This window comes from Sorangium sp. So ce1153 (assembly GCF_051521595.1).
In the GTDB taxonomy this organism is placed as follows: Bacteria; Myxococcota_A; Polyangia; order Polyangiales; family Polyangiaceae; genus Sorangium.
The window spans coordinates 13,692,803-13,711,762 of the sequence record NZ_CP150361.1; the positions used below are offsets into that span (position 1 = coordinate 13,692,803).

Below are 18,960 nucleotides of genomic sequence, written 5' to 3' on the forward strand. Positions count from 1 at the left end.
TCTGGCGTGTGGCGTTGTTCACCTGTCGAACGTTGGATGGCGCCTCGCCGTTCGAGGCGCGGTCGAAGCCGTGCGCGCGGCGGTCATCGCGGGTCTCCGGCCGGATCGAGGGTCCGGCAGAGCACGTCGACCACGAACTCGAGGTAGGCGCGGCCCTCGGCCTGCGTGAACCCGTCGCGCGAGATGTGCTGGTGGAACGGGCGGAACTGCAGCGCGCCGAGGAAGAGGTCGGCCGCGTGCTCGGGCGAGACTGGGCGCAGGACGCCCCGCGCCGCCGCGCGCGCGAACCACGCCGCGAGCTCGCCGCGCGCGCGCACCGGCGGGAGATCTTCCCGTCGCTCGTAGGTGGTATCGAGGGTGAACCCGGCCGAGCGGAGCACCGCGATGCACGGCACGATGCGCTCGAGGTGCACGGAGATCTCTTCCGCGAGCTCGAGGAGCTGGGCCCGCGCCGGGCGGTCGTCGGGGCCGGATCGCGCCCGCGCCATCCACGGCTGCTCGGTCGCGGGGAGCAGCGCGGCGCGCATGAGCTGCTCCTTGGTGCCGAAGCGCTGGAACAGCACCCCGTGCGAGATGCCGAGCCGCGCCGCGATCACGGTCGTCGACACGCCGGCCCCGTGCTCGAGGAAGCAGGCGCGGGCCTCATCGAGGATCTCCTCGTCGGTGACGCTACGCGGGCGGACCATTCATTACTAACATGTCACTTACGAACGAGGATGCAAGGCGGCACACCGGCAGCGGAGCGCGCCGGTGCCTGGGCCTGCCCTCGGGACCTCCCCGCGGCGGGCTTGCCGGTGGGGTGTGCTCCGTGAGCGCACCTGGTCGCTGGAGGCTGCCGGCGGGGTACGCGCCGGCCTATCCGTCTCGCCCAGGGCCGCCTTGGTTGCTGAGCTCGCCAGCACCCTGAGCCGCGCGGTCGCCTTTGGGGATGAGGTGACCGCGTGGGTCGTTCACGAGGTGATCGGTCGGCTGCTCGGCCTGGCGCCTACACCGAAGAGGCGCGCAAGCTCACGCTGACAGCTTAGCCCGCCGTTCGCGTCGGCTCGCCGCCGGAACGCCACCTCCGGTACTGGGACGTACATTGGCATCGGGCCAGCGCGTGAAGCCGTCTGGTGACAGAAACCTTCACCGCATGGCATGAGCCTTTCCCAGCGAGAAAGAACAGCACGAGCACAGAGATGAGCGCGTGCATCATGCAGATGCTTGGCGCCAGCACGCTGTGTGGGTGAGCTCCGGACGTTCGATATCTACCCGGACACGTCCGTCCAGATGATCGCCTGGCTTGATGAGCTCAATGCCGCCGAGCGGCTTCGCTTGACCCACATTCGTAGAAAGGTGACGCCAGCCGATGGACCAAGGCGATCGGCTGGACCGCCGGCCGCCAGCCGAGGGCGGCGAGGGCGAGGTGCTCCGGGAGGTGGTGGAGGAGGCACCCCCGGCCCCCCGGGAGGAAGCGGATGAGGCCGCGGCGGACCCGGGAGCTCCCGCTGGTGCGCCTCGGACACTTTGAGCGATATTCTCCAGCCATGGCGCGCACGGCTCCGATTCCGAACATCCCCGCGATCCCTGGCATGAATCCAGGCGTCTTCATCCTGGGCGGCGGCGGCGCCGGCGGGGGCGGCGGCGGACGAGGCGGCAGCGGCAGTGGCGCGGGCCAGGGCGCCGGCGGGAACAACGGCGGCAACGGCGCGAACGGCGGGGGGCCAGGCGCGAACGGGTGCGGGCCTGGCAGCGGCGGCGGCTGCATGAACCCGGCACACGGAGGCAACGGCGGCACGCACGCCGGCGACCCGGTAGACCCGGTGACGGGGCGGGTCTACACGCTCCCGCAGACGGACCTGGTGCTGACAGGGCCCATGGTCTTCGAGCTGCGCCGCAGCTACTCGTCCTTCGCCCGTGAGCGCGACGTCGGGCTGGGCGCGGGATGGACACACTCGCTCGCATGGGAGATCGCGCTCCGGCGGCGCACGCTGGTCGTCCACGCGCCGAGCGGCGCCGCGTCTCTCCGCGATATCCCGTCGCCGGGCGGCGAGGTCGCGCTCAACGACGGCGGCCGCCTCCGCCGCGACGAGAACGGATTCCTGATCACGGGCGAGGACGGCCTCGTTTACCTCTTCGAGCCTTTCGCCGCGTCCCGCGAGCGCCACCGGCTCGCCACGATCGTCGACCGGGCGGGCAATCGGATTGATCTCGTCTACCAGGGCGACCTGCTTGAATCGCTGCGCGACAGCGCTGGCCGCACCGTGCGCGTCCGCCGCTACCCGGACGGGCGGATTGAGGCGTTCGATCTCGTCACCGTGCGGGGGCGCACCGTGCGCTGCCGGACCTATGCTTACGACGGCCAAGGTGACCTCGTCGCCGCCACGGACGCCGCCGGCCGGAGCGTCCGCTACGCCTACAGCGAGCATCGCCTGGTCGAGCAAACGTCCCCTTCGGGGCTGCGCGTCTTCTACCGCTACGACGAGAAGGGCCGCTGCACCGAGACCTGGTGCGCACACCCTGGCGCACGTGACCCGGCCCTGGCCGAAGGAAGCCCGACGGTCCTCGCCGACGGGCGGACGCCCGCGCGGGGCATGCTCCACTGCCGCCTGGAGTACGCCGACAGCTTCACCATGGTGTACGACTCCCGGCAGGCGCGGCGATTCGATAGCAACGCCTTCGGCAAGATCGACCTCGCTGCCGGCTTGTGGGTCGAGGGGGCCGCGTACGACGCGCGCGGCGATCTCGTCGCGTACAGCGACCCGACCGGCGCGCGCACCCTCTACGAGCGGGACGCGGCGGGCCGTATCGTCGCGATCGTCGATCCGACGGGCGCACGCATGGAGCATCGCCACGACCCGCAGGGCAACGTGGTCGAGGCCACCGACGCGCTCGGCGCTGCGTGCCATTACAGCTACGATGACGCCGCGAACCTGCTCGGGGTCCGGGACGCGCTCGGCGAGCTGCTGCGCTTCACGTACGACGAGCGGGGACTGCGCATGAGCGCCGTCCTGCCGGATGGGGGCGTCACCCTCTTCCGCCACGACGCCGAAGGGAACCTGGTCGAGCTCGTGGAGCCGCACGGCAAGCCGCGCCGCATGGAGTACGACGATGTGGGCCGCGTGCTCGCTGTCACCGACGAGGAGGGGCACAGGACGACCTTCCACTACGACGAGCGCGGCGCCCTTTGGGGGCTGCGCTTCCCGGGCGGCGCCGAGGTCGCTATCGAGCGCGATGAGGACGGTCGGATCACGCGTTACCGCGGGCCAGACGGTGCGTACGAGCTCGTGTGGGGCGGGTACAACCTCGTCCACGAGCTGCGCAGGCCGAACGGCGAGACCACCCGCTTCCGGTATGATCGGGAGTGCCAGCTTGTCGAGGTGGAGAATGAGCGCGGGGAGGTGCACCGCATTGAGCGCGACGCGGCAGGACGGATCGTGGCCGAGCGTTTCTTCGATGGCCGCGAGCTCCGTTACCGGCTCGACGCCGCGGGTCGCGTCCAGCACATCCGGGGCGCGGCCGCGGACACGACCGAGATCGAGCGCGACCCGTGCGGCAGGGTTGTCCGGCGCGGGTACGCCGACGACACCTTCGACGCGTTCGACTACGACCCGGTGGGCCGCCTGATCCGCGCGGAGACCGAGGCCACCTGCCGCGAGTTCACGTACGACCAGCGCGGCAACCTCGTGCGCGAGGTGCAGGTCTGCGCGGGCCTCAGGGTCGTGATCGAGAGCGCGTACGACGCTGCCGGGCGTCGCACGGCGCTCCGGACCTCGACAGGGCACGAGGCGCGCTACGAGCGCGACCGAATGGGCCGCGCCCGGCGCGTTGTGACCTCCGGCGCCGCGATCGAGCGCACCTACGACGCCTTCGGGCGGGAGCTCGTGCGCGAACTCCCGGGCGGTGGCCGCATACTCTGCCGCTACGATGGCGTCGGCTCGCTGGTGGAGCGCCGCGTGCTCGGGCGGTCGGCTGCGCGCGGGCCAGAGCCGGACTGGGTGGGCCCGTTGCCGCCAGGCACGACGTACGCCGAGGGCTTCGCGCACTCGCCAGGAGGTGATGTGGTGGAGCATGTCGCGGCGGGCGGCGAGCGAACGCGCTTCACGCACGATGCGGCAGGGCGCATCCTCGCGCGGCTGTCGACGCACGCCCCGGCCGAGCGGTTCTCGCACGGCGGCGGCGGGCGCCTGCTGGAGGCAGGGAACGACGCGCCGGCCCGCCACTATGGCCCGGGCGGCGTGCTCCTCTCGCGTGGCGACATCGCGTACGAGCACGATGCGGAGGCGCGCCGCACGGCGCGCGTTGACAGGACCACGGGGGAGCGCGACAGGTACGCGTGGAGCGGTCGTGGGCTGCTCGCCGCGGTGGTGCTGCCGGACGGGACCCGGGTCGAGAACGTCCACGACGCGTCTGCGCGCCGCCTGCTCAAGCGCGTATGTCGCGCCGACGGAGCATTGATCGAGACCCATTTCGTCTGGAGCGGTGACGACCTGCTCCAGGAAATCACAGAAGAGGTCGTCGCGGGGCAGCGGCGCGCTGTCCGCGTGCGCGACTACCTCTGGAGCGAGCAGGGCGAGGGCCCGCTCGCGCACCGGGAGCAGGTTCCGGGGGGCGAGCCGGAGGTCAGCCGGTGGGTTCACTATGTGCTCGGCGCCGGCGGCGCGCCCTCTTTGCTGCTCTCGGACACGGGCGAGGTGCTCGCGCGCCTCCGGCTCCGCGTCTGGGGCGCGCTCGATACCCCGACTGGCACGCCGGCTCCGACCCCCTGGCGCTATCCTGGCCAGTACCACGACGATGAGACCGGGCTCGCATACAACCGCTACCGCTTCTACGACGCCGCTGTCGGCCTGTACCTGAGCCCCGACCCGCTGGGGATCGCCGGCGGGCTGAACGCATTCGAGTACGCCCGAGGGCAGCCCTTCCGTGTCGTTGATCCGGAGGGGCTCACGCCGGTGCTGTGCACCGTCTCGGGGCACGGCGTCAGGGGCCGCGGCGCCAGTGCCGCGGGCCGGAGCAGCGACCCGGCGCTACACCCGGTCGTCGTCGCTGCGATGCCGCCGCCGGTCGATCTCCGCGGCGAGCCCTTCTATCCGGCCGAGCGACGGAGCCCGGAGACCTGCGCGGAACCCGGCGCGATGAGCGAGTACATCCGCAACTGGGAGCGCCAGAACAACAACGGCCGCCCGCTCGATCCGAACAACCCCCGCGATCGTCGGCGGATACAGCGCTGCCTGGGCGACATCACCTCGATCCAGGCGCAGCACCCCGACGGGACGGCGCGCGCGCCGTGCCCGAACTGTTCGCAGCTCCTGCAGAACCTGCGCGACCGCTGGGGCGCGCCGCGGGAGCGCGTGGTGCAGCCAGGCGCCAGCAGCGAGACCGGGACAGACTCGCTTCGCAGCACGCCGCCTGACCCGCGATGGGCGCAGGGCATGCGGCAGCAGCGCCGCCGGGAGCGACGGAGATGAGCAAGGCACGTAGAGGCAGTGACCGTTCGATCCGGCTCGCCGACAGCGCGCGCCGGCGGCTGAGCCGGCACGCGGTCGAGGTCTTCCAGGAGCTCGACCTCTGCCGCGATCCCGAGCACACCACGTCGCCCGACGCGCTGCGGGCCCTGCTGGAAGCGCGCGGGCTGCCCGCCTACGAGGGCGCGCTCGAGCTCGAGGGCCTCGCCGGGGGCACGCCGCTCCCGCCGGACAAGCGGCTCGGCGTGTTCGCCTCGCTGAAGGCGCTCGAAGGCGGGCGGCCGCTCGGGCCGGAGAAGCTGCCGCGCGCCCCGCGGCGAGCGTTCGGAGAGGGCGAGGTGCTGTTGCCGGTCGTGGCGAAGGGGTATCCCTCGGTCTGGATCGGCGAGGACGGCAAGGTGTACCTGGTCGACACCGAGGCTGCGGGCGTGGCGCCGGCGTTCGACGGGCCGGCGCAGTACCTCGAGGCGCTCGCCATCGAGCTGGAGACGGAGCCCTGGCCGCCCGAGCCGGAGCGCCTGCAGTGGCACCACATCAGCGTGGCCGGCCTGGTCGGCGCCGCGGTCGCCGAGGTCTTCTACGCGCCGCCGTTCGCCCCGGCATCGGGAGCGCACGGGGCCGCGTGGCTGCGCGAGCACCTCCACATCGTGGAGCAGAACACCCCCGGCTTCTTCGTCGGCACCCGGGTCACGACCACCGATGCCGACGAGGCCGTCGCCGCCCTGGAGGTGGCGCTCGCCACGAACCTGGAAGTGCGCTGGTCGGGGCCCCAGCGGCGGCCGCGTGCGGGGCAGCGGCCTGTCCTGTCGTTCACGTTCGCGATGGGGCCCAACGCGTCCGACAGAGAGGCCGCGGTGTGGGGCGAGCCCGGCGACTACCGCATCGCCTCGCGGAGCGTCGGCGAGCCGTGGCCGTTCCGGTGAGCGTCATCGCCTGCGCCCCTGACGCGCGAGCAGGGCACGAGGCGACGATGGCGGCGCGCTTGTAGTGATGGATCTGGCCGCTCGACTTGTGCCCGGTCCGCTCGGAGATCCACGTCTCCGTGCGGTCGTTCGCGAGCTTGATTGTGATGAAGGTCGCGCGCGTGTCGTGCAAGCGGATGTTCAGCCTTGAATCCGTGGTCTCGAACAGCTCAGGTCGAGTAATTCCCGCGCGTCGGAGGTGGTCTCTGGAGCGCGCCGCCCCGTTGCGAACCGGCAATGAGTTGCTGCCCCACTTTCCTACGAAGACGCGTCGCCGGCGCCATCCGATACGCCCTATTCCAGCCTGTCGTCCGACGATGCGGTGCCAAGTCGGCTCAGGTAAGGTGTGCCTCGTGCGTCAAATTGGCATACCCATGCGCGGTCAGGATCATACGCGGTAGCACCTCCAATAGATACAGGCGGGGCCGCTTGCACACTCGGCAGCGCCTCGAGGATCTCCTCGCTCCCCGCGCGCCATCGAAAGGACCATCTCGTCATCTCGGAAGGTCTTGGATGATGCGCGTTTCGACGTTCGATGATACGGCCTCGCGTATGGCGATACCACTCATTGAGCCGTTCGGCCACGTACAGATCTCCCGTGTGTGAAAACCATGCATCGAGCTCAGATCTGGCGTCGATTGCGTTGGCAAACACTCTGACCGGCGAGAGCCACTCTTGCGATAGCTGTCGCAGGAGGAGCTCGTCAAAGCGCGATAGTAAGAGCCCATGGCCTTCCCGTCGGGGAAAGAGCCCGGCGTGATAGCGTCCAAGGTTGGCCAACTGCGGGTGGAACGTGCTCCCGGATGCACAGAACCTGGAGAAGGCGACGGGTGAGCGGCGGCACCACAACTTCCAGAGCGTAGCCGCGAGAGCTGTCTCGAGCTTCGACCATCGGACCACGGGCGGCTTGCGTAGCAGAGCAGCCGCGACATTGAGGGAGATGGCCCTGCCTGGGCCGGGCCCCTGCGGAAATGCTCCGGCGGCCTCTGGGCTGAGATCAACGACGAACACCGTGCGCCCGCCCTCGACCACGGAAGCGCAGATCCGACAGAGGCTCATCAGGCCACCTGGTGTCGGCGGAAGCGCCACACAGACCGGCGGCCCATCGGAACGCGCAAGCACTTCATTGAGATCGGTAGACGGCTCTCCACCCAGGTATCTAACGCGCGCAGCGCGATGACGTTTCGGATCGATTCTTGATGGCCCCAGCAGGAGCTCGTCATCGTCGACCACGACGGGGGATGCCACCTTGGCTAGAGCCGCTCCGGCAACCCTGCTCATGGCAACGTAGACTGCGCCCTCTATCGGATCATTCATCATCTGAATCCGCATGATCTGCATTTGCACGCTGGCGGGTATGGTGTGCCCGATTCGCAGGCTTCAAAGCAACTCCTGCACGATGTATGGCGCCATTTGTCGCAGCATGGATATCCCGTGATGCACTTGCCGCCGATGTCTTGGCAATCGACGAACATGTCTGTGCATGTCTCGTCGGGCGTGCACTCAGCCTGTGGCGCATGCTCATCCTCCAAGTTTTTTCAGATGCGTGTGCGGAGGCGCGGCGTCAACCGTGATCCAGGGCATGGATTGCGCCCCTGCGGGTACGGCTTGCCAATCTCGTTCCGGTCCGAAGCCGAGCTCGAGCTGAGCGCAGCGGGTTGCACATCGTCGCGGCCGAGCTCGGCGCGGACCATCGGAGGTCGAGGCGCACGTCGGCGCGGCCTTGATCCCTGAGCCTGCTCGGCACGTTGTGACGACCAGGACGGGATTTCTCGAGCGTGAGCGCGGCGCAGCCCCCAAGGCGGGCCTGGTGACTGGCCGTTCGTCGACCGTGACCGTTCGTCGACCGTGACGGAAATCCGCGCTGCGCAACCACATGCGCACTTGCGCCGCCCGGGACGCGTCGACCCCAGAGCATGGGGATCTGCTTGCCGAGTTCCCCTTTGACGCCCGCGTTTGCCGATGCCTTGAGCGGGTCGGATGGCGGAGCGGTCGCGGTGTTGAGGAGGATGCCGGCGAGCTCGGAGCGGCCGCGCAGGTCGAGGGCGACATCGGGCGCTGGTGACTGGACACCGGCGCTCAGCTCCGCGTGCTCGGGGCCGTCGCCGTCCACCTGGTCGAGCTCGGCCACGTCGCGGCGCTGGACACCGGCGAACTCGCCGTCGTAGATGGCACCCGAGCAGATAGCGGGGCCGCGGCGTCGAGGAGCACCGCGACGTGGTCCGCACCTTCCGGCGGACCGGAGGGGGTGGTTGATGAGAGGATGGGCTGCCTGATGATACGAGCGTGTTCTCCCGGGTGCGGCGCGGTGGCCATCGATTTCAGCTCGGATCCCCGGGATTGGGTGTGGGTCGGCGTGGTCCTGCTTGTGCTCGTCGGCATGGGCGCCGCGCTCGTTCTCCGCTTTCAGCGCCGTCGTTGACATGGAAGGCCGGCTGTACCCCCGCAGGGGCGTGCCGCTCGCTTGGGGCGGCGCCTGACGGGGGAGCGGCCGCGGGGGTGAGGTGAACGGGCTCGGGGCCGGCGGTGTCACCTGGCCGGGCCGCGGAGCGGCCGTGAAGGTCGAGGGATCCATCGGGCGCTGGTGACCGGCCGTTCATCGAGCAGCTGGTTGGCCAAAACCCCCGCCGCGCAACCGCGTGCGTACCTGCGCATGCCCAGGACGGGCCGACCCGCATGCTTTCCGGTTTCGCCTCAAAGTTTATCTTTGACGCCCACGAAACGCTCAGAGAAATGGCCCGCGGCCCTCAGCGCCCATCGCGCGCAGCGGCCAAGGGCTTCCAACCGGGGGGAACGGTGAGGGCGTCACAGCGATGGATCTTACGGGCATCAGGGGTTGTCCTCCCGCTCCTCGTTGTCCCGGCGCGCGTAGAAGCGTACGAGCTGAGCGCCGGTGTGAGCCTCGGGTGGTTCCAGGCCGGCACCGTTCCGCGCCTCGCGGTGGGGCCGCACGCGGGCATAGCGTGGCCCATCCAGCGAGACATCCTGTTCACGGTGCACGACCTGTGCACGATCCTACCCCCGACCCAGGAGGACGGGCCCTGGGTCTACAACCAGACCTCGGTTGACCTCGGGTACGCGTGGAAGGACGGCAACGTCAGCGCGGGGCCCTCGGTCGCGTTCTACGTGATGCCGGCGTGTGGCATCACCTTGTGCGGCCGCGTCGGTGGCTTGGCCGTAGGCGGCCACGTGCAGACCAACGCGTACGTTGCTGGACCGCTGGGGGTGTCGGTGAGCGCCAACGTGGATTGGGTCGGTCGGGGCAGTCTGGTGATGCCGGGCTACGTGTCCGTCGTCGTTGTTGCTGGTCCTGTGCTTCGATGGAGTGCTAAATGAACGCGAGAACAGTCCTGTTATTGGTCGTGGTCATATCGGTCTGGACGCTGGCGGCGTGCAACTGGACGATCGGAGACTGCTACCCTGTCGGGGAAAGAACTTCGGGCGCAGGTGCCGGCCCAGGCTCGGAGCCACGCCCCGTCTACACCTCCGCCGCATCCGGTGACTACGGGGCCGAGCCGCCGGACGGCCCGAACGACGGCAGCGAGCGCAAGATCGCGTGCAACGAGTGGGAGCTCGAAGACGAGGAAGAGGAGGACCCGCGTCCGACGAACAGCCCGGAGAGCCCGCGAGACGAGTGTTTTGGAGTCGGCGACTTGGCCGGAGATGGGGCGACCTCATGGGGCTGCAGTGATGCATGCAGCTCGAAGTGTCCGCCGCCTGGAATGGCCTCATTCCTATACGTAAATTTCGAACCGTCGGACTTTCCATTTGTTACTACCGTCCAGGATGACGGCCGAGGTAAGGCCGGCGGGTATCAAGTCGCCAAGGCCAACCTGAAGTTCACGTATACCGTTGTTCAGCGCGGCGCCCGAAGCACCACCGAGTGGTACTGCCCTCTCACGATCCAGATGCCGCTCCGGACTGAGTTCATGGGGAAGATCGATCCAATTCGTGCAGCCACCCTCAGCGAGGAGATCACGGAGGACGTAGCAAACCGCATGGATTACAATCTCCCGCCGGGGATCTTCTGTCACAGGTTTCGACTCGATGTGGAGGCTACATTTAAGTTCAGATACCCCCTACTCGGTTCCTCGGTGAAGCAATGATGATGGTGTCTCGTTCCGATCTGCTCAATGTCGTCTACTGCTACTACCCGCGGGGCGTACATTGCTTCGATCGCATCCACGTACCCCCCAACGAGCCCTTCTACGGCGACACCGAGGAGCACCGCCGCCTGGTGGAAGCCGCAAACCGCGGGCGAGCGGACTACCCGAAGTGGGAAGCGATGATCCATCGCCTGGGGGACCGATACAGCCTTCATAACGAGTCGCTCAGCCTGGTGTCGGGAGGGATGGAACCGGCCTACTCGGCCCGCATCTATCGCCCAAAGGACTTCGAGCCCGCTCCCTCGCTCAGCAGCAGAGCTTCGCTCAGCTTCCACGTAAGCCTCCTCGGGCCTTACTATGGAGTCCACAATAGGGGTGAGCCCGACGAGATATCGGCGGCGGTTGCAGAAGAGATCGAGGCCACGTACCCCGGCTACCAAACGATCCCCCCGGAGCTTGGTAATGAGATCGTGCCAGACGTGTCGATGGATTGGGCATTTATGGGCGAGGCGACGATCTATGTGTGCCTGTTCTCGCGCGTCTGGACTTGGGTGGACCCGTAGCTATTCCCCTGGGAGGCCGCCGTCCACTTGGCCGAGCTCGGTGCGATCGCCATCGTCCCCTGGCCGCGCTCGGGGCGCGACCGCATCCCCGTCGCGGTGAAGGTCCGGTCCAGGAGGATGGGGCGATGCTCGTCTCAACGGTTGCAGCAGAGTACATGCGTGTCACCGGGTTCGATCGTCCCGCTCACCACCATGGAATTGGTCGAGGGGGCGCAGGTAGGCTCGTCCTTCGTAAAGATCGACCTCACCGCGCCGATGCGCCCCTGGATCGTCTCCGTGCAGAGCGGCTCATCCAGCCCGGAGATGAGAACGGTTCCGAGATCTTCGGAGCAGTCTACCTGCCGGTGCAACGTGGTCTGCACGCGGCAATCGCCGCGGCTCGGCTCCCCACAGGAGCACGGGCTGCACGTGCGCGTGTCGTTGTAGAGGGGGAACTCCCGCCGCGTCTCGTGGGCTTCCCAGCACTCTCCGTTCAGCTGCGGCGGGTAACATTGAAGAAAGTCCGGCCAAGGGAAGTCCACATCTGGACCACAAGCCCGGACGAAGCGCATGCCCGTTCGCCGCAGCGCAGGAACCTCGGGGATAGGCTGGCACCCCGACGCACCAGGCGGGTCGATGGTCACAAAGGCATAGGAGTCGCTCGGAATGGGCTGGGGGAGAGGGAAACATGTCCCATCCCAGGAGATGCCCGGATCGATTGTGGCTACCAGGTCGCTGATGGAGCAAAGGGACGAGGAGTGTACCAGTATCGTATGCGGGAGCACGCATCGCGACGGTCCACACGTGCAGGGCTCGCATTCCTCTTGCCCAGGTGTCCCTGCCCACCCTTCCCATAAGAGATTGCTGTCGCCGTGTGGACCACATCGGGGAGCGTTCTCGGGCCGGCCGACGAACAGCAGGATGAGCTGGCTCGGATCTGGCTCCGGCAGGTTGTCGGGGGGCACCGGCGAGGAGCAACCGATGGGCACACACGTGGCCAGCATAGGGAGCACGACCGAGCGCAGCGCGGCTATTACCCCACGGCCTGGGTTAATTGTCAGCATTGGCATGAATCACCTCCACCATCGTCGCGCTGGAGCAGCAGAACGTTCGGGTCTCGCCGCTCTCGATCGTGCCATCCACCAGGGAGACATCGGTTGTTGGCGAGCACGTGCCCGGCTCGTCCTCCGCGAACACCACACGCACCCCTGCCAGAGGCGAATCTTCGTGTGTTACATAACAGGCACCCTCTCTTGTGCCGATACCGTTGCCCGAGAACAGCATGTGAGAGCAGCTCGCGTCGCTGAAGAGCAGCACGTCCGCCACGCAGCTTCCACCGACGGGGGCGCTACACGCGCAGGGCGTGCAGGTACGCGCGTCTTGGATCTTCTCCTGAAACTCGAAGCGCGTGGAGAAGCCCGGCCGGCACGAGCCATCGTCTTCGGGGGCGATACATACCAGCCCGTTGAAGGCTGACTCATACTCACCGGTCCACGGGCAAGCTCGTGCGAACGTTCCGCTGAGGGGCGGCGGATCAAGGTCCTTCGCGGGATCGCATGTGCGAGCCATCGTAGGCGATTTGAGGGTGACCGCGGCGAACGCGTCGCCCGGGACAGGGGACGAGATCTCGACGCAGTGCCCGGGCGGGTCGGCTGCACCGGCGAGGTCGATCTTGATCCCTTCGACCGCGCAGAGCGGCGCCTCGTGCACCAGCATCCCGTCCGGCAGCGCGCACGCGGCGGGGCCGCAGGTGCACGTCCCGCATTCGTTCTGGTACTGAGGATCCGTGCGCACGTCGGCCCAGCCATCCCAGTAATCGAGCCGACCATCAGGGCAGATGGGGAAATCTGGCGTTTTGCCCACCCATAACAGCACGGGGTTGTCATCGGTCCGGGGCCTGGGAATCATGAGGTCCTCCCCGCAGCCGAGCAGCGCAGCCATGCTGAAGGCAAAACAAGGCGTTGATCGCATCGAGAACCCCTCCCGCTGCTCAGTAAAAGACCTTCTGGCAAGGAACGAGACCGTCGCAGAGATCCGGCTCCTGCGCCGGCGTCTTCCTCGCCTGCCGTGTGGGAGCAGCGGGGCGGTTCGTGGGGGACCGCGGCACGACACGCGGCGGGGCAGCGTCCGGGGGCGCGGCGGCCCCTGCGAGCCGCTCAGGGCATTGATCGAGCGGTCGAACTGAGGGTGGCGGGGTGGCTCGAACCGCGGCGGCTCGGACGACTGGCCCCAGGCGCGGCACAGTTCGACGAGCGGGCTCCCACCACAGGACCGTGGCCGCGCCGCCCAGCACGAACGCCAGCGCGAGCACCGCGCCGAACCAGCGCGGGGGCGAACGTCGCCCTGGGGTGCGGCTCGAACACGGAAGGGTCGAGGGCACCGGCGGTACCGGCAGCAGCGGCTCGAGGTCCGGTAGCTCGGGCGCCGGAGACGACCGCAGCGCGACCGGAGGCGCGTGGGTGATGTTGTCCCGCGCGTCCCGCGACGGAATCGCGCTCTTGAGGGTGGAGGGCGTCTCGGAAGGGCGCCGCGTGGCGACCGGGGATGCGTCGGTGACGCTGTCCGCCGCGTCCCACGGCGGCACGCTCTTGACCGTGTCGGGCACCTCGGAAGGGCGGGGCGTGGGGAACTCGCCAACTCGCCCTCCCTCTTCGCCCGAGGCGAACGCGTTCGCCTCGTCCTCCACGTCCTCCACGAGGATGGGCGCCGCCTCGTCCGGCTTGCGCCGAGCGCCGGACGGTCCGGCGAAGCTGTCCGCGTGGGGAGGGGCCGGCGGTGCGCCGAGCTCTTCCCACGCGCGGGCAAAGGGAGTCAGGACAGAGAGCATCTTGTCGATGCTCGGCTGCCGTCGATTGGGGTCCTCCTCAAGGGCCCTCTGCATCATTGCCTGAAGCATCGGAGGGATCCCGCTGGGAAAGCTCGGGGGACGGGTCCACGGCGAGAGGGCGCGTCTGCACAAGAGCTCGTACATGATCGTACCGAAGCCGTACACGTCCGCGCGACGTCCCAGCTGACCACCCGAGAAGAGCTCGGGCGGTGCGTACCCGTACGGATCTTGACGAGCGTCCTCCGGGCCGAGCTGAAAGAGACGGGCAAAGCCGAAGTGGGTGATCGCGTATCGGCCATCGCCCCCGATGAAGACCCGGTCCGGACTGAGGGTGCCGTGGATGAAGGAGAGCTCATGCGCACGCACGAGACAGCGGCCGACGTCGATCAGCATCTCGAGATCCGCCGGCCCGAGGTCATTTCCCCGCGTGGCGTCGATGAGCGGGATCGCGTCGCCTAGTACAGGCGACGCTGCCCACGCGACGTCGCCGTTCACCCCTCCGTCGAGCATGGGGACGACCTCCGGGACCTCGCCTGCGAGGCGCTGCAGGCGCGCGATCTCCTCGGCGAACAGGCCCGCATCGAGGCGCGCGCCATCGCGGAAGTGCAGCCAGACCAGAGCCCCCGTGTCGCCGACCTGCCGCGCGAGGAAGTGACGGAGCAAGCCGCGCTCCTCGTTGAGCAGCTCGTGGCCTTCCCACACGTCGCCGGCGGCTACCATACGAGCTTGACCTCCGCGCCGGCGCCTCTCGTGCGGATCTCGGCCTTCCGCGGCCAGACGACATACACGACCGTTGCGGCGCCGACCGCTGCCCCGACGACGAGCGCAGCCGAGCCGAAGCCATGGAACAGGCTCGCTCGTGTGTTCGCCGCGTGCGCTTCGTCGTAGGTCTTGCGGAACTGCGCGCTGCTCGGGAGCATGGAGCCGTCCGAGAGGCGCGACACCTTGGCGGCCGTTTCGCTCTCCGCGGCGTCGCCGGCCAGGTGAAGGCCGACGCCGGCGCCGAGCAGGGCCGCCGAGGCGGCCGCGCCGGTGCCGATGGTCCACGGGTTGCGCGCCCGCGCTGGAGCGCTGGCGGCCTTCGGGGCCTCGAGGGCAAGGGCGACGCGCCGCGACTGCCCCGCCGTCACCTTGACGAGCGCACGGGCTACCTGGCCCTGCTTGCCCGTCGCGGTGACCTCGTGCTGTCCAGGGGCGACGAAGACGGGGCCGCCCGCGCGCACCTCGCGACCGTCCACCAGGAGCCGCGCCGTGCCCGGCGGGGCGCTCACGTGGAGCTCGGCCACGCGCTGCCGGACGGCCGCGAGGTCGGCGCGTCGGACCTCGTAGCGGCGGCGCTCGACGTCGTTGGTCGGCGCGGGCATCTGCGCGACGCACGTGGAGAGCTCGGCCGCGGCCTCCTCGAGCCGGCCGAGGCGCAGGTCGAACACGCCGAGCTGACACATGGCCATCGTCGAGGGCTCGAGCTCGTTGAGCCGCGCCCAGAGCTCGCGGGCGCGAGCGAGGTCGAGCCGCTTGGCGGCCTTCTCCGCCTCCTCGATGAGCTCTTGGACCTCGCGGGACCGGGGAGGAGGGTCCACGGCCGCGGCCTGTACGGGGAACGCGGAAGCAAGGGCGAGGGCCATGGCCGCCGCTTGCCGTCGATGGACCGGTAGAATAGAAGCACGCACGGTTCACCTCGGGGCAAACGAGGGGGACCACAGCGCCGCGCTGGCCCATCCAGCGCGGCGCTGCTTTTCATACCACCGCGGCGACGCGGTCGAGCGTGCAGAAGTGCCGCGTGCTCCGTGGCAAGCATTGTGATCGAGCGACAAAATTTCTCATCTGCGACCTAAAAGACACCGCGACCGGTGACGACTCTCGCGGCGGCCCATGACCGCGAGAGGGGCGAGACGCGCTGCACCGGATACGCGCGTCCAGGCCGTCCGCCCGCGTCGTCTGGTTACGGCGGAGCATGCGTCCTGCCCGCCGCCCCCGCTCCGTCGGGGAGATCCTCCGCTCCGCCGTGCCGGCCGCTGGCGCCGTCGGCTCCGGGTGGCTGTACACGTCTGCCTGCTCAACGTCTGCCGCTGTGCTGCGCCGCATCGCGCCGAGCGAAGCAAGGCTCGACGCGGCGTCAGACCAGCGGCGGATTAGGTGGTGCCAGGTTCCTCTTGCGAGCTGTCCGGCTCGCGTTCGGGACAGCTATCCCGGCGACACCCCGCGGAGACTACCGGACGCCGCTCGTTGCCGGATATCACATTCGTCCATCTCAGTGCGGCCCAGTTGCATGCTCCGCACGCGCGACCGATAGCCTCTGGCGTCATCTCGACGCCTGCGTGCGCAGAACCGTGGGCTCGCTCTCGCATGTGCGGGTATAGCGGCACATACCTGGCCCTGCCCGCGGGGGGCTCAAGAAGCCGTGTCGCCTTCAGAATCTCGGCTCGTCCGGCGAACGACGGTGCAAGCGCTGGAAATGATACCTTTGCACGTATATCAAGCCATGTTCCAATTAGATCTTCTCTGCCGATCTCTGTCTTGTTCAGGACAGCGAGCAGACCAGCGAGGCGGACTTCCAAGAAAGATTTGTCGTCGTGAAGAATCGCATAGGTCGGGTTCTGCTCATTGCCCCCTTGCAGAGCAACAACCTCGCATTTTGCGCTGTAAATTTCAGTCGCGAGACCTGCCTTGCCCTGCTCTGGAATCCACTTCCCATCAAGGGTGACTACCCGCATGGCGGGCTTGACATAGTTAGTAAACCATCTATTATTCCATTTCTCGATGAGGGCGATGAATTTGCTCTCGATGTCAGCCCCGGATAGAATCGAATCAATGATATTATTTTGCGCCTCTACGGCATGCTTCCAATGAATCTCAACCAGCGGTCCAATAAGTATATGCTGTGAGCTGGTTTTCGAATGGCCGCAGATGGCTCCAATCGGTCCAGGATATGCACCCCAACAAACGGAAAGGTAAATCACGCACTGCACTGGCAGTGTCCGAAAGTAATCCTCGTGCAGCTTCAGATCGATCTCACTCGCTGACTGATCTGACTCGTCGGCTCCCGAAAGTGTGAGACGTGTACCAGTGAGTTTGGCGCCGTGTGCACTGATAATAATAAGATGAGTGCGGGCATCGGTGGCGCGCCCGCAATGCGGTTTCGCAATCGCTTCGGCAAGGCGCAACAGTCCTCGCTCAAGCTCAGCGGCCGTGGAGAATGTATGGTACAGCGCAAGGGCGTTCCGCTGAGCGCCAGTACGAAATCGCGTGGTGTAAGCAGAAAGCGCACCCTTCGAGAGTCCCGCCTCCTCGAGAATGTATACGGTGAGTGCTTCCGGCATGTCAATATCTCCCTGGTGCGACATCTGCGTTCTTCGTTTCTGGCACGGGGCAGAGGATGCGCCTAACTATTAGTTGATTGGCCAACTGAAACCGCCGGCCCAGGTCTGTCTAGTTCGTCGCCCGTTGCGACCTTCCCGACCGAAAATCTTACGGATCGGCTCGACGCGGCAAGAGGCAAACGCTGTCCAGAGCCATAGGCGATATTCACCTAACGCTGGCGGCAGTCGCCGCCTCTTTGGGGACCGGAGGCGACTGGAGGGGGCACGGCGGACGCGCAGCCGGAGACGTCGCGTCGCGCCTGGATGACATGGCGTGTCCGTCTCATCGGGAGGTTGCCGGACACAACCCGGTCCGTTCACCACCTCGGACCGAAAGGGCCGTTGACGGAGCTGCGGACGGCCAGTCCGCCGTGGTTCAGCATGTGGGTGTAGATTCTCGTCGTGCTCACGTCGCGGTGGCCGAGGAGGTTCCTGGATCCTACGGATGTCGTAGCCGGCTTCATGCCGAGGATCCCGATTGTGACCTGCGGCTCCGGTCACGCGCCAGGCTGGAATTTCGCTTTCGGCAGGAAACGATCAAGGCCCGTCCGCAGGTACGTCGACGCCGTGCGCAAGCGCCCGCTGCACCCCCGACCGAGGCGCTGGTTTTATGTACTCGTCCGCCCCGAGCGCCTATGCAACGCGAAGGAGCCGCGCAAGGCGACCGGCCACGCTCCGGCGCACGTCCGCCAGAGGTGGGGATCCACCGAATCCGCCGCTGGCATACTCGAAGGCGAGACCGGCCCATTTCAGCACGTGAAGGAGGCGCTCGCCATTGGCCGGGTGCAGCTCATAGGTCGCTCGTTCGCCTTTCTGGTGAGGGAGGTTAGGCTGTTTGGGGTCGTCGACATTAATCGAGATAGTCCACGGGATGCGAGCCCACGTTTTACCGGGGCCCTGCGTGCTGTCGACTGCGCGAATGATCACTTCCTCGCGCTTCACGGTTGCGAGCAGCCATTCCAGGATGCCCGCGAGCTCGTCCAGCTCCGCGTTGTCGAGCTCGGAGAAGAGGCGCACCACGCCCCGGAAGAATGCGTCTGCGCTCTTCTCTTCACGACCGTACTCCGCGACCAGGACGCCAAGAGCAACGGCGGCGCGATCGCTCGGAGCGTCCATCAGCGCGCGCACGGCGCGGCTGATCGCGTCCGCAAAGTCAGGGTTCTGCTGGGCTTCAGCGTCCAGCTTCCCAGCGATCTCCTCGGCGGTGACGCCCGCATCGGCTGCCCACTCGGCCTTGATGGTCTCGAGCAGGTTCAGGGCCCGGCGCTGGTAGCGCGTCGTCCACGCTTGCCACGCCATTCCTAGGGCCCCAGGCAGCAGAGTCGCGATCAGGGCTGCAGTCGCGACGCTACCCGCAGCGAAGGTCAGCCCGGTGCTGGCGACCACAGCCGGCGCTGCCGCCTTGCTTACCTCGATCGCGGCGGTGGCCCCCACCTCGACGGCATCCTTAGGATCGATCCCCTCGCTCATGGCGAGGAGCCTACAAGGGCGGCGCCGAGATCGTAAGAGGGGATGGGAGCTGCCGCTCAGCCGGGCCGTTGAAATTTCCGCGATTTGTCAGGTCCGGCCACCACGTCGTTCTCATTGAGGCTGAAACCCTCTCCCTGTCCATCGGGCTCCGGTATCCTGTTGGAGCGTGCGTGCCTCGCGGCAAGTGGAATCCGGGAGCCCACGTGCGCCCACAGCGGAACGACCAGGAGTCGCTCGCCGGTAGCTCGGT

General features: G+C 67.8%; 12 protein-coding genes. 5 read left to right on the plus strand and 7 right to left on the minus strand.

The window, feature by feature from the left end; genetic code table 11:
* Positions 1 to 83: 83 nt before the first annotated feature.
* On the minus strand, positions 84 to 686 hold the full coding sequence (locus WME85_RS49880) for a TetR/AcrR family transcriptional regulator (protein ID WP_437832415.1): 603 nt from the start codon (positions 684 to 686) through the stop codon (positions 84 to 86).
* An 840-nt stretch (positions 687 to 1,526) separates the two neighbouring features.
* Between WME85_RS49880 and WME85_RS49885 the strand changes: the two genes are divergently transcribed.
* Both WME85_RS49885 and WME85_RS49890 read left to right on the plus strand, forming a co-directional pair.
* Positions 1,527 to 5,447, plus strand: a complete 3,921-nt coding sequence (locus tag WME85_RS49885) for an RHS repeat-associated core domain-containing protein (protein ID WP_437832418.1) — start codon at positions 1,527 to 1,529, stop codon at positions 5,445 to 5,447.
* Positions 5,444 to 6,367, plus strand: coding sequence for a hypothetical protein (locus tag WME85_RS49890; protein ID WP_437832421.1), 924 nt, complete (start codon positions 5,444 to 5,446; stop codon positions 6,365 to 6,367). Before WME85_RS49885 ends, WME85_RS49890 begins: the two co-directional genes overlap by 4 nt.
* Before the next feature lie 1,603 nt (positions 6,368 to 7,970).
* Here WME85_RS49890 and WME85_RS49895 read toward each other — a convergent pair.
* Entirely contained in the window at positions 7,971 to 8,537 is a 567-nt protein-coding gene (locus WME85_RS49895; protein WP_437832423.1) for a hypothetical protein, read from the minus strand.
* Positions 8,538 to 9,301: 764 nt separating this feature from the next.
* Between WME85_RS49895 and WME85_RS49900 the strand changes: the two genes are divergently transcribed.
* Genes WME85_RS49900 through WME85_RS49910 form a run of 3 tightly spaced genes read left to right on the plus strand, consistent with a single transcriptional unit; the run spans position 9,302 to position 11,075 of the window.
* A complete protein-coding gene (locus tag WME85_RS49900) occupies positions 9,302 to 9,742 on the plus strand; it encodes a hypothetical protein (RefSeq protein ID WP_437832426.1) in 441 nt (146 codons plus the stop codon).
* Positions 9,739 to 10,512 (plus strand): hypothetical protein, encoded by a 774-nt coding sequence (locus tag WME85_RS49905; protein WP_437832429.1) that lies wholly within the window; start codon positions 9,739 to 9,741, stop codon positions 10,510 to 10,512. The genes WME85_RS49900 and WME85_RS49905 overlap by 4 nt, the downstream gene beginning before the upstream one ends.
* Entirely contained in the window at positions 10,509 to 11,075 is a 567-nt protein-coding gene (locus tag WME85_RS49910; protein WP_437832431.1) for a hypothetical protein, read from the plus strand. Before WME85_RS49905 ends, WME85_RS49910 begins: the two co-directional genes overlap by 4 nt.
* A 1,029-nt stretch (positions 11,076 to 12,104) precedes the next feature.
* Here the strand turns inward: WME85_RS49910 and WME85_RS49915 are convergent.
* From WME85_RS49915 to WME85_RS49935, 5 genes are all read right to left on the minus strand, one after another.
* Positions 12,105 to 12,995, minus strand: coding sequence for a hypothetical protein (locus tag WME85_RS49915; RefSeq protein WP_437832434.1), 891 nt, complete (start codon positions 12,993 to 12,995; stop codon positions 12,105 to 12,107).
* 49 nt (positions 12,996 to 13,044) lie between these two features.
* The gene (locus tag WME85_RS49920) at positions 13,045 to 14,601 is read right to left on the minus strand and encodes a serine/threonine protein kinase (RefSeq protein WP_437832436.1); all 1,557 of its coding nucleotides are present in this window, start codon (positions 14,599 to 14,601) and stop codon (positions 13,045 to 13,047) included.
* Complete coding sequence (locus tag WME85_RS49925; RefSeq protein WP_437832439.1) at positions 14,595 to 15,506, minus strand: hypothetical protein; 912 nt, start codon at positions 15,504 to 15,506, stop codon at positions 14,595 to 14,597. The genes WME85_RS49920 and WME85_RS49925 overlap by 7 nt, the downstream gene beginning before the upstream one ends.
* Before the next feature lie 507 nt (positions 15,507 to 16,013).
* Positions 16,014 to 17,201, minus strand: coding sequence for a hypothetical protein (locus WME85_RS49930; protein WP_437832441.1), 1,188 nt, complete (start codon positions 17,199 to 17,201; stop codon positions 16,014 to 16,016).
* 672 nt (positions 17,202 to 17,873) lie between these two features.
* Positions 17,874 to 18,710 (minus strand): hypothetical protein, encoded by an 837-nt coding sequence (locus WME85_RS49935; RefSeq protein WP_437832444.1) that lies wholly within the window; start codon positions 18,708 to 18,710, stop codon positions 17,874 to 17,876.
* Positions 18,711 to 18,960: the final 250 nt, after the last annotated feature.

Bases quoted from the DNA above. Each gene is read 5' to 3' on its own strand.
- WME85_RS49915 (WP_437832434.1), bottom strand. From the start codon at position 12,995: ATGGCTGCGCTGCTCGGCTGCGGGGAGGACCTCATGATTCCCAGGCCC.
- WME85_RS49890 (WP_437832421.1), top strand. From the start codon at position 5,444: ATGAGCAAGGCACGTAGAGGCAGTGACCGTTCGATCCGGCTCGCCGAC.
- WME85_RS49930 (WP_437832441.1), bottom strand. From the start codon at position 17,201: ATGCCGGAAGCACTCACCGTATACATTCTCGAGGAGGCGGGACTCTCG.
- WME85_RS49885 (WP_437832418.1), top strand. From the start codon at position 1,527: ATGGCGCGCACGGCTCCGATTCCGAACATCCCCGCGATCCCTGGCATG.
- WME85_RS49935 (WP_437832444.1), bottom strand. From the start codon at position 18,710: ATGAGCGAGGGGATCGATCCTAAGGATGCCGTCGAGGTGGGGGCCACC.
- WME85_RS49880 (WP_437832415.1), bottom strand. From the start codon at position 686: ATGGTCCGCCCGCGTAGCGTCACCGACGAGGAGATCCTCGATGAGGCC.
- WME85_RS49910 (WP_437832431.1), top strand. From the start codon at position 10,509: ATGATGATGGTGTCTCGTTCCGATCTGCTCAATGTCGTCTACTGCTAC.
- WME85_RS49920 (WP_437832436.1), bottom strand. From the start codon at position 14,601: ATGGTAGCCGCCGGCGACGTGTGGGAAGGCCACGAGCTGCTCAACGAG.
- WME85_RS49905 (WP_437832429.1), top strand. From the start codon at position 9,739: ATGAACGCGAGAACAGTCCTGTTATTGGTCGTGGTCATATCGGTCTGG.
- WME85_RS49925 (WP_437832439.1), bottom strand. From the start codon at position 15,506: ATGGCCCTCGCCCTTGCTTCCGCGTTCCCCGTACAGGCCGCGGCCGTG.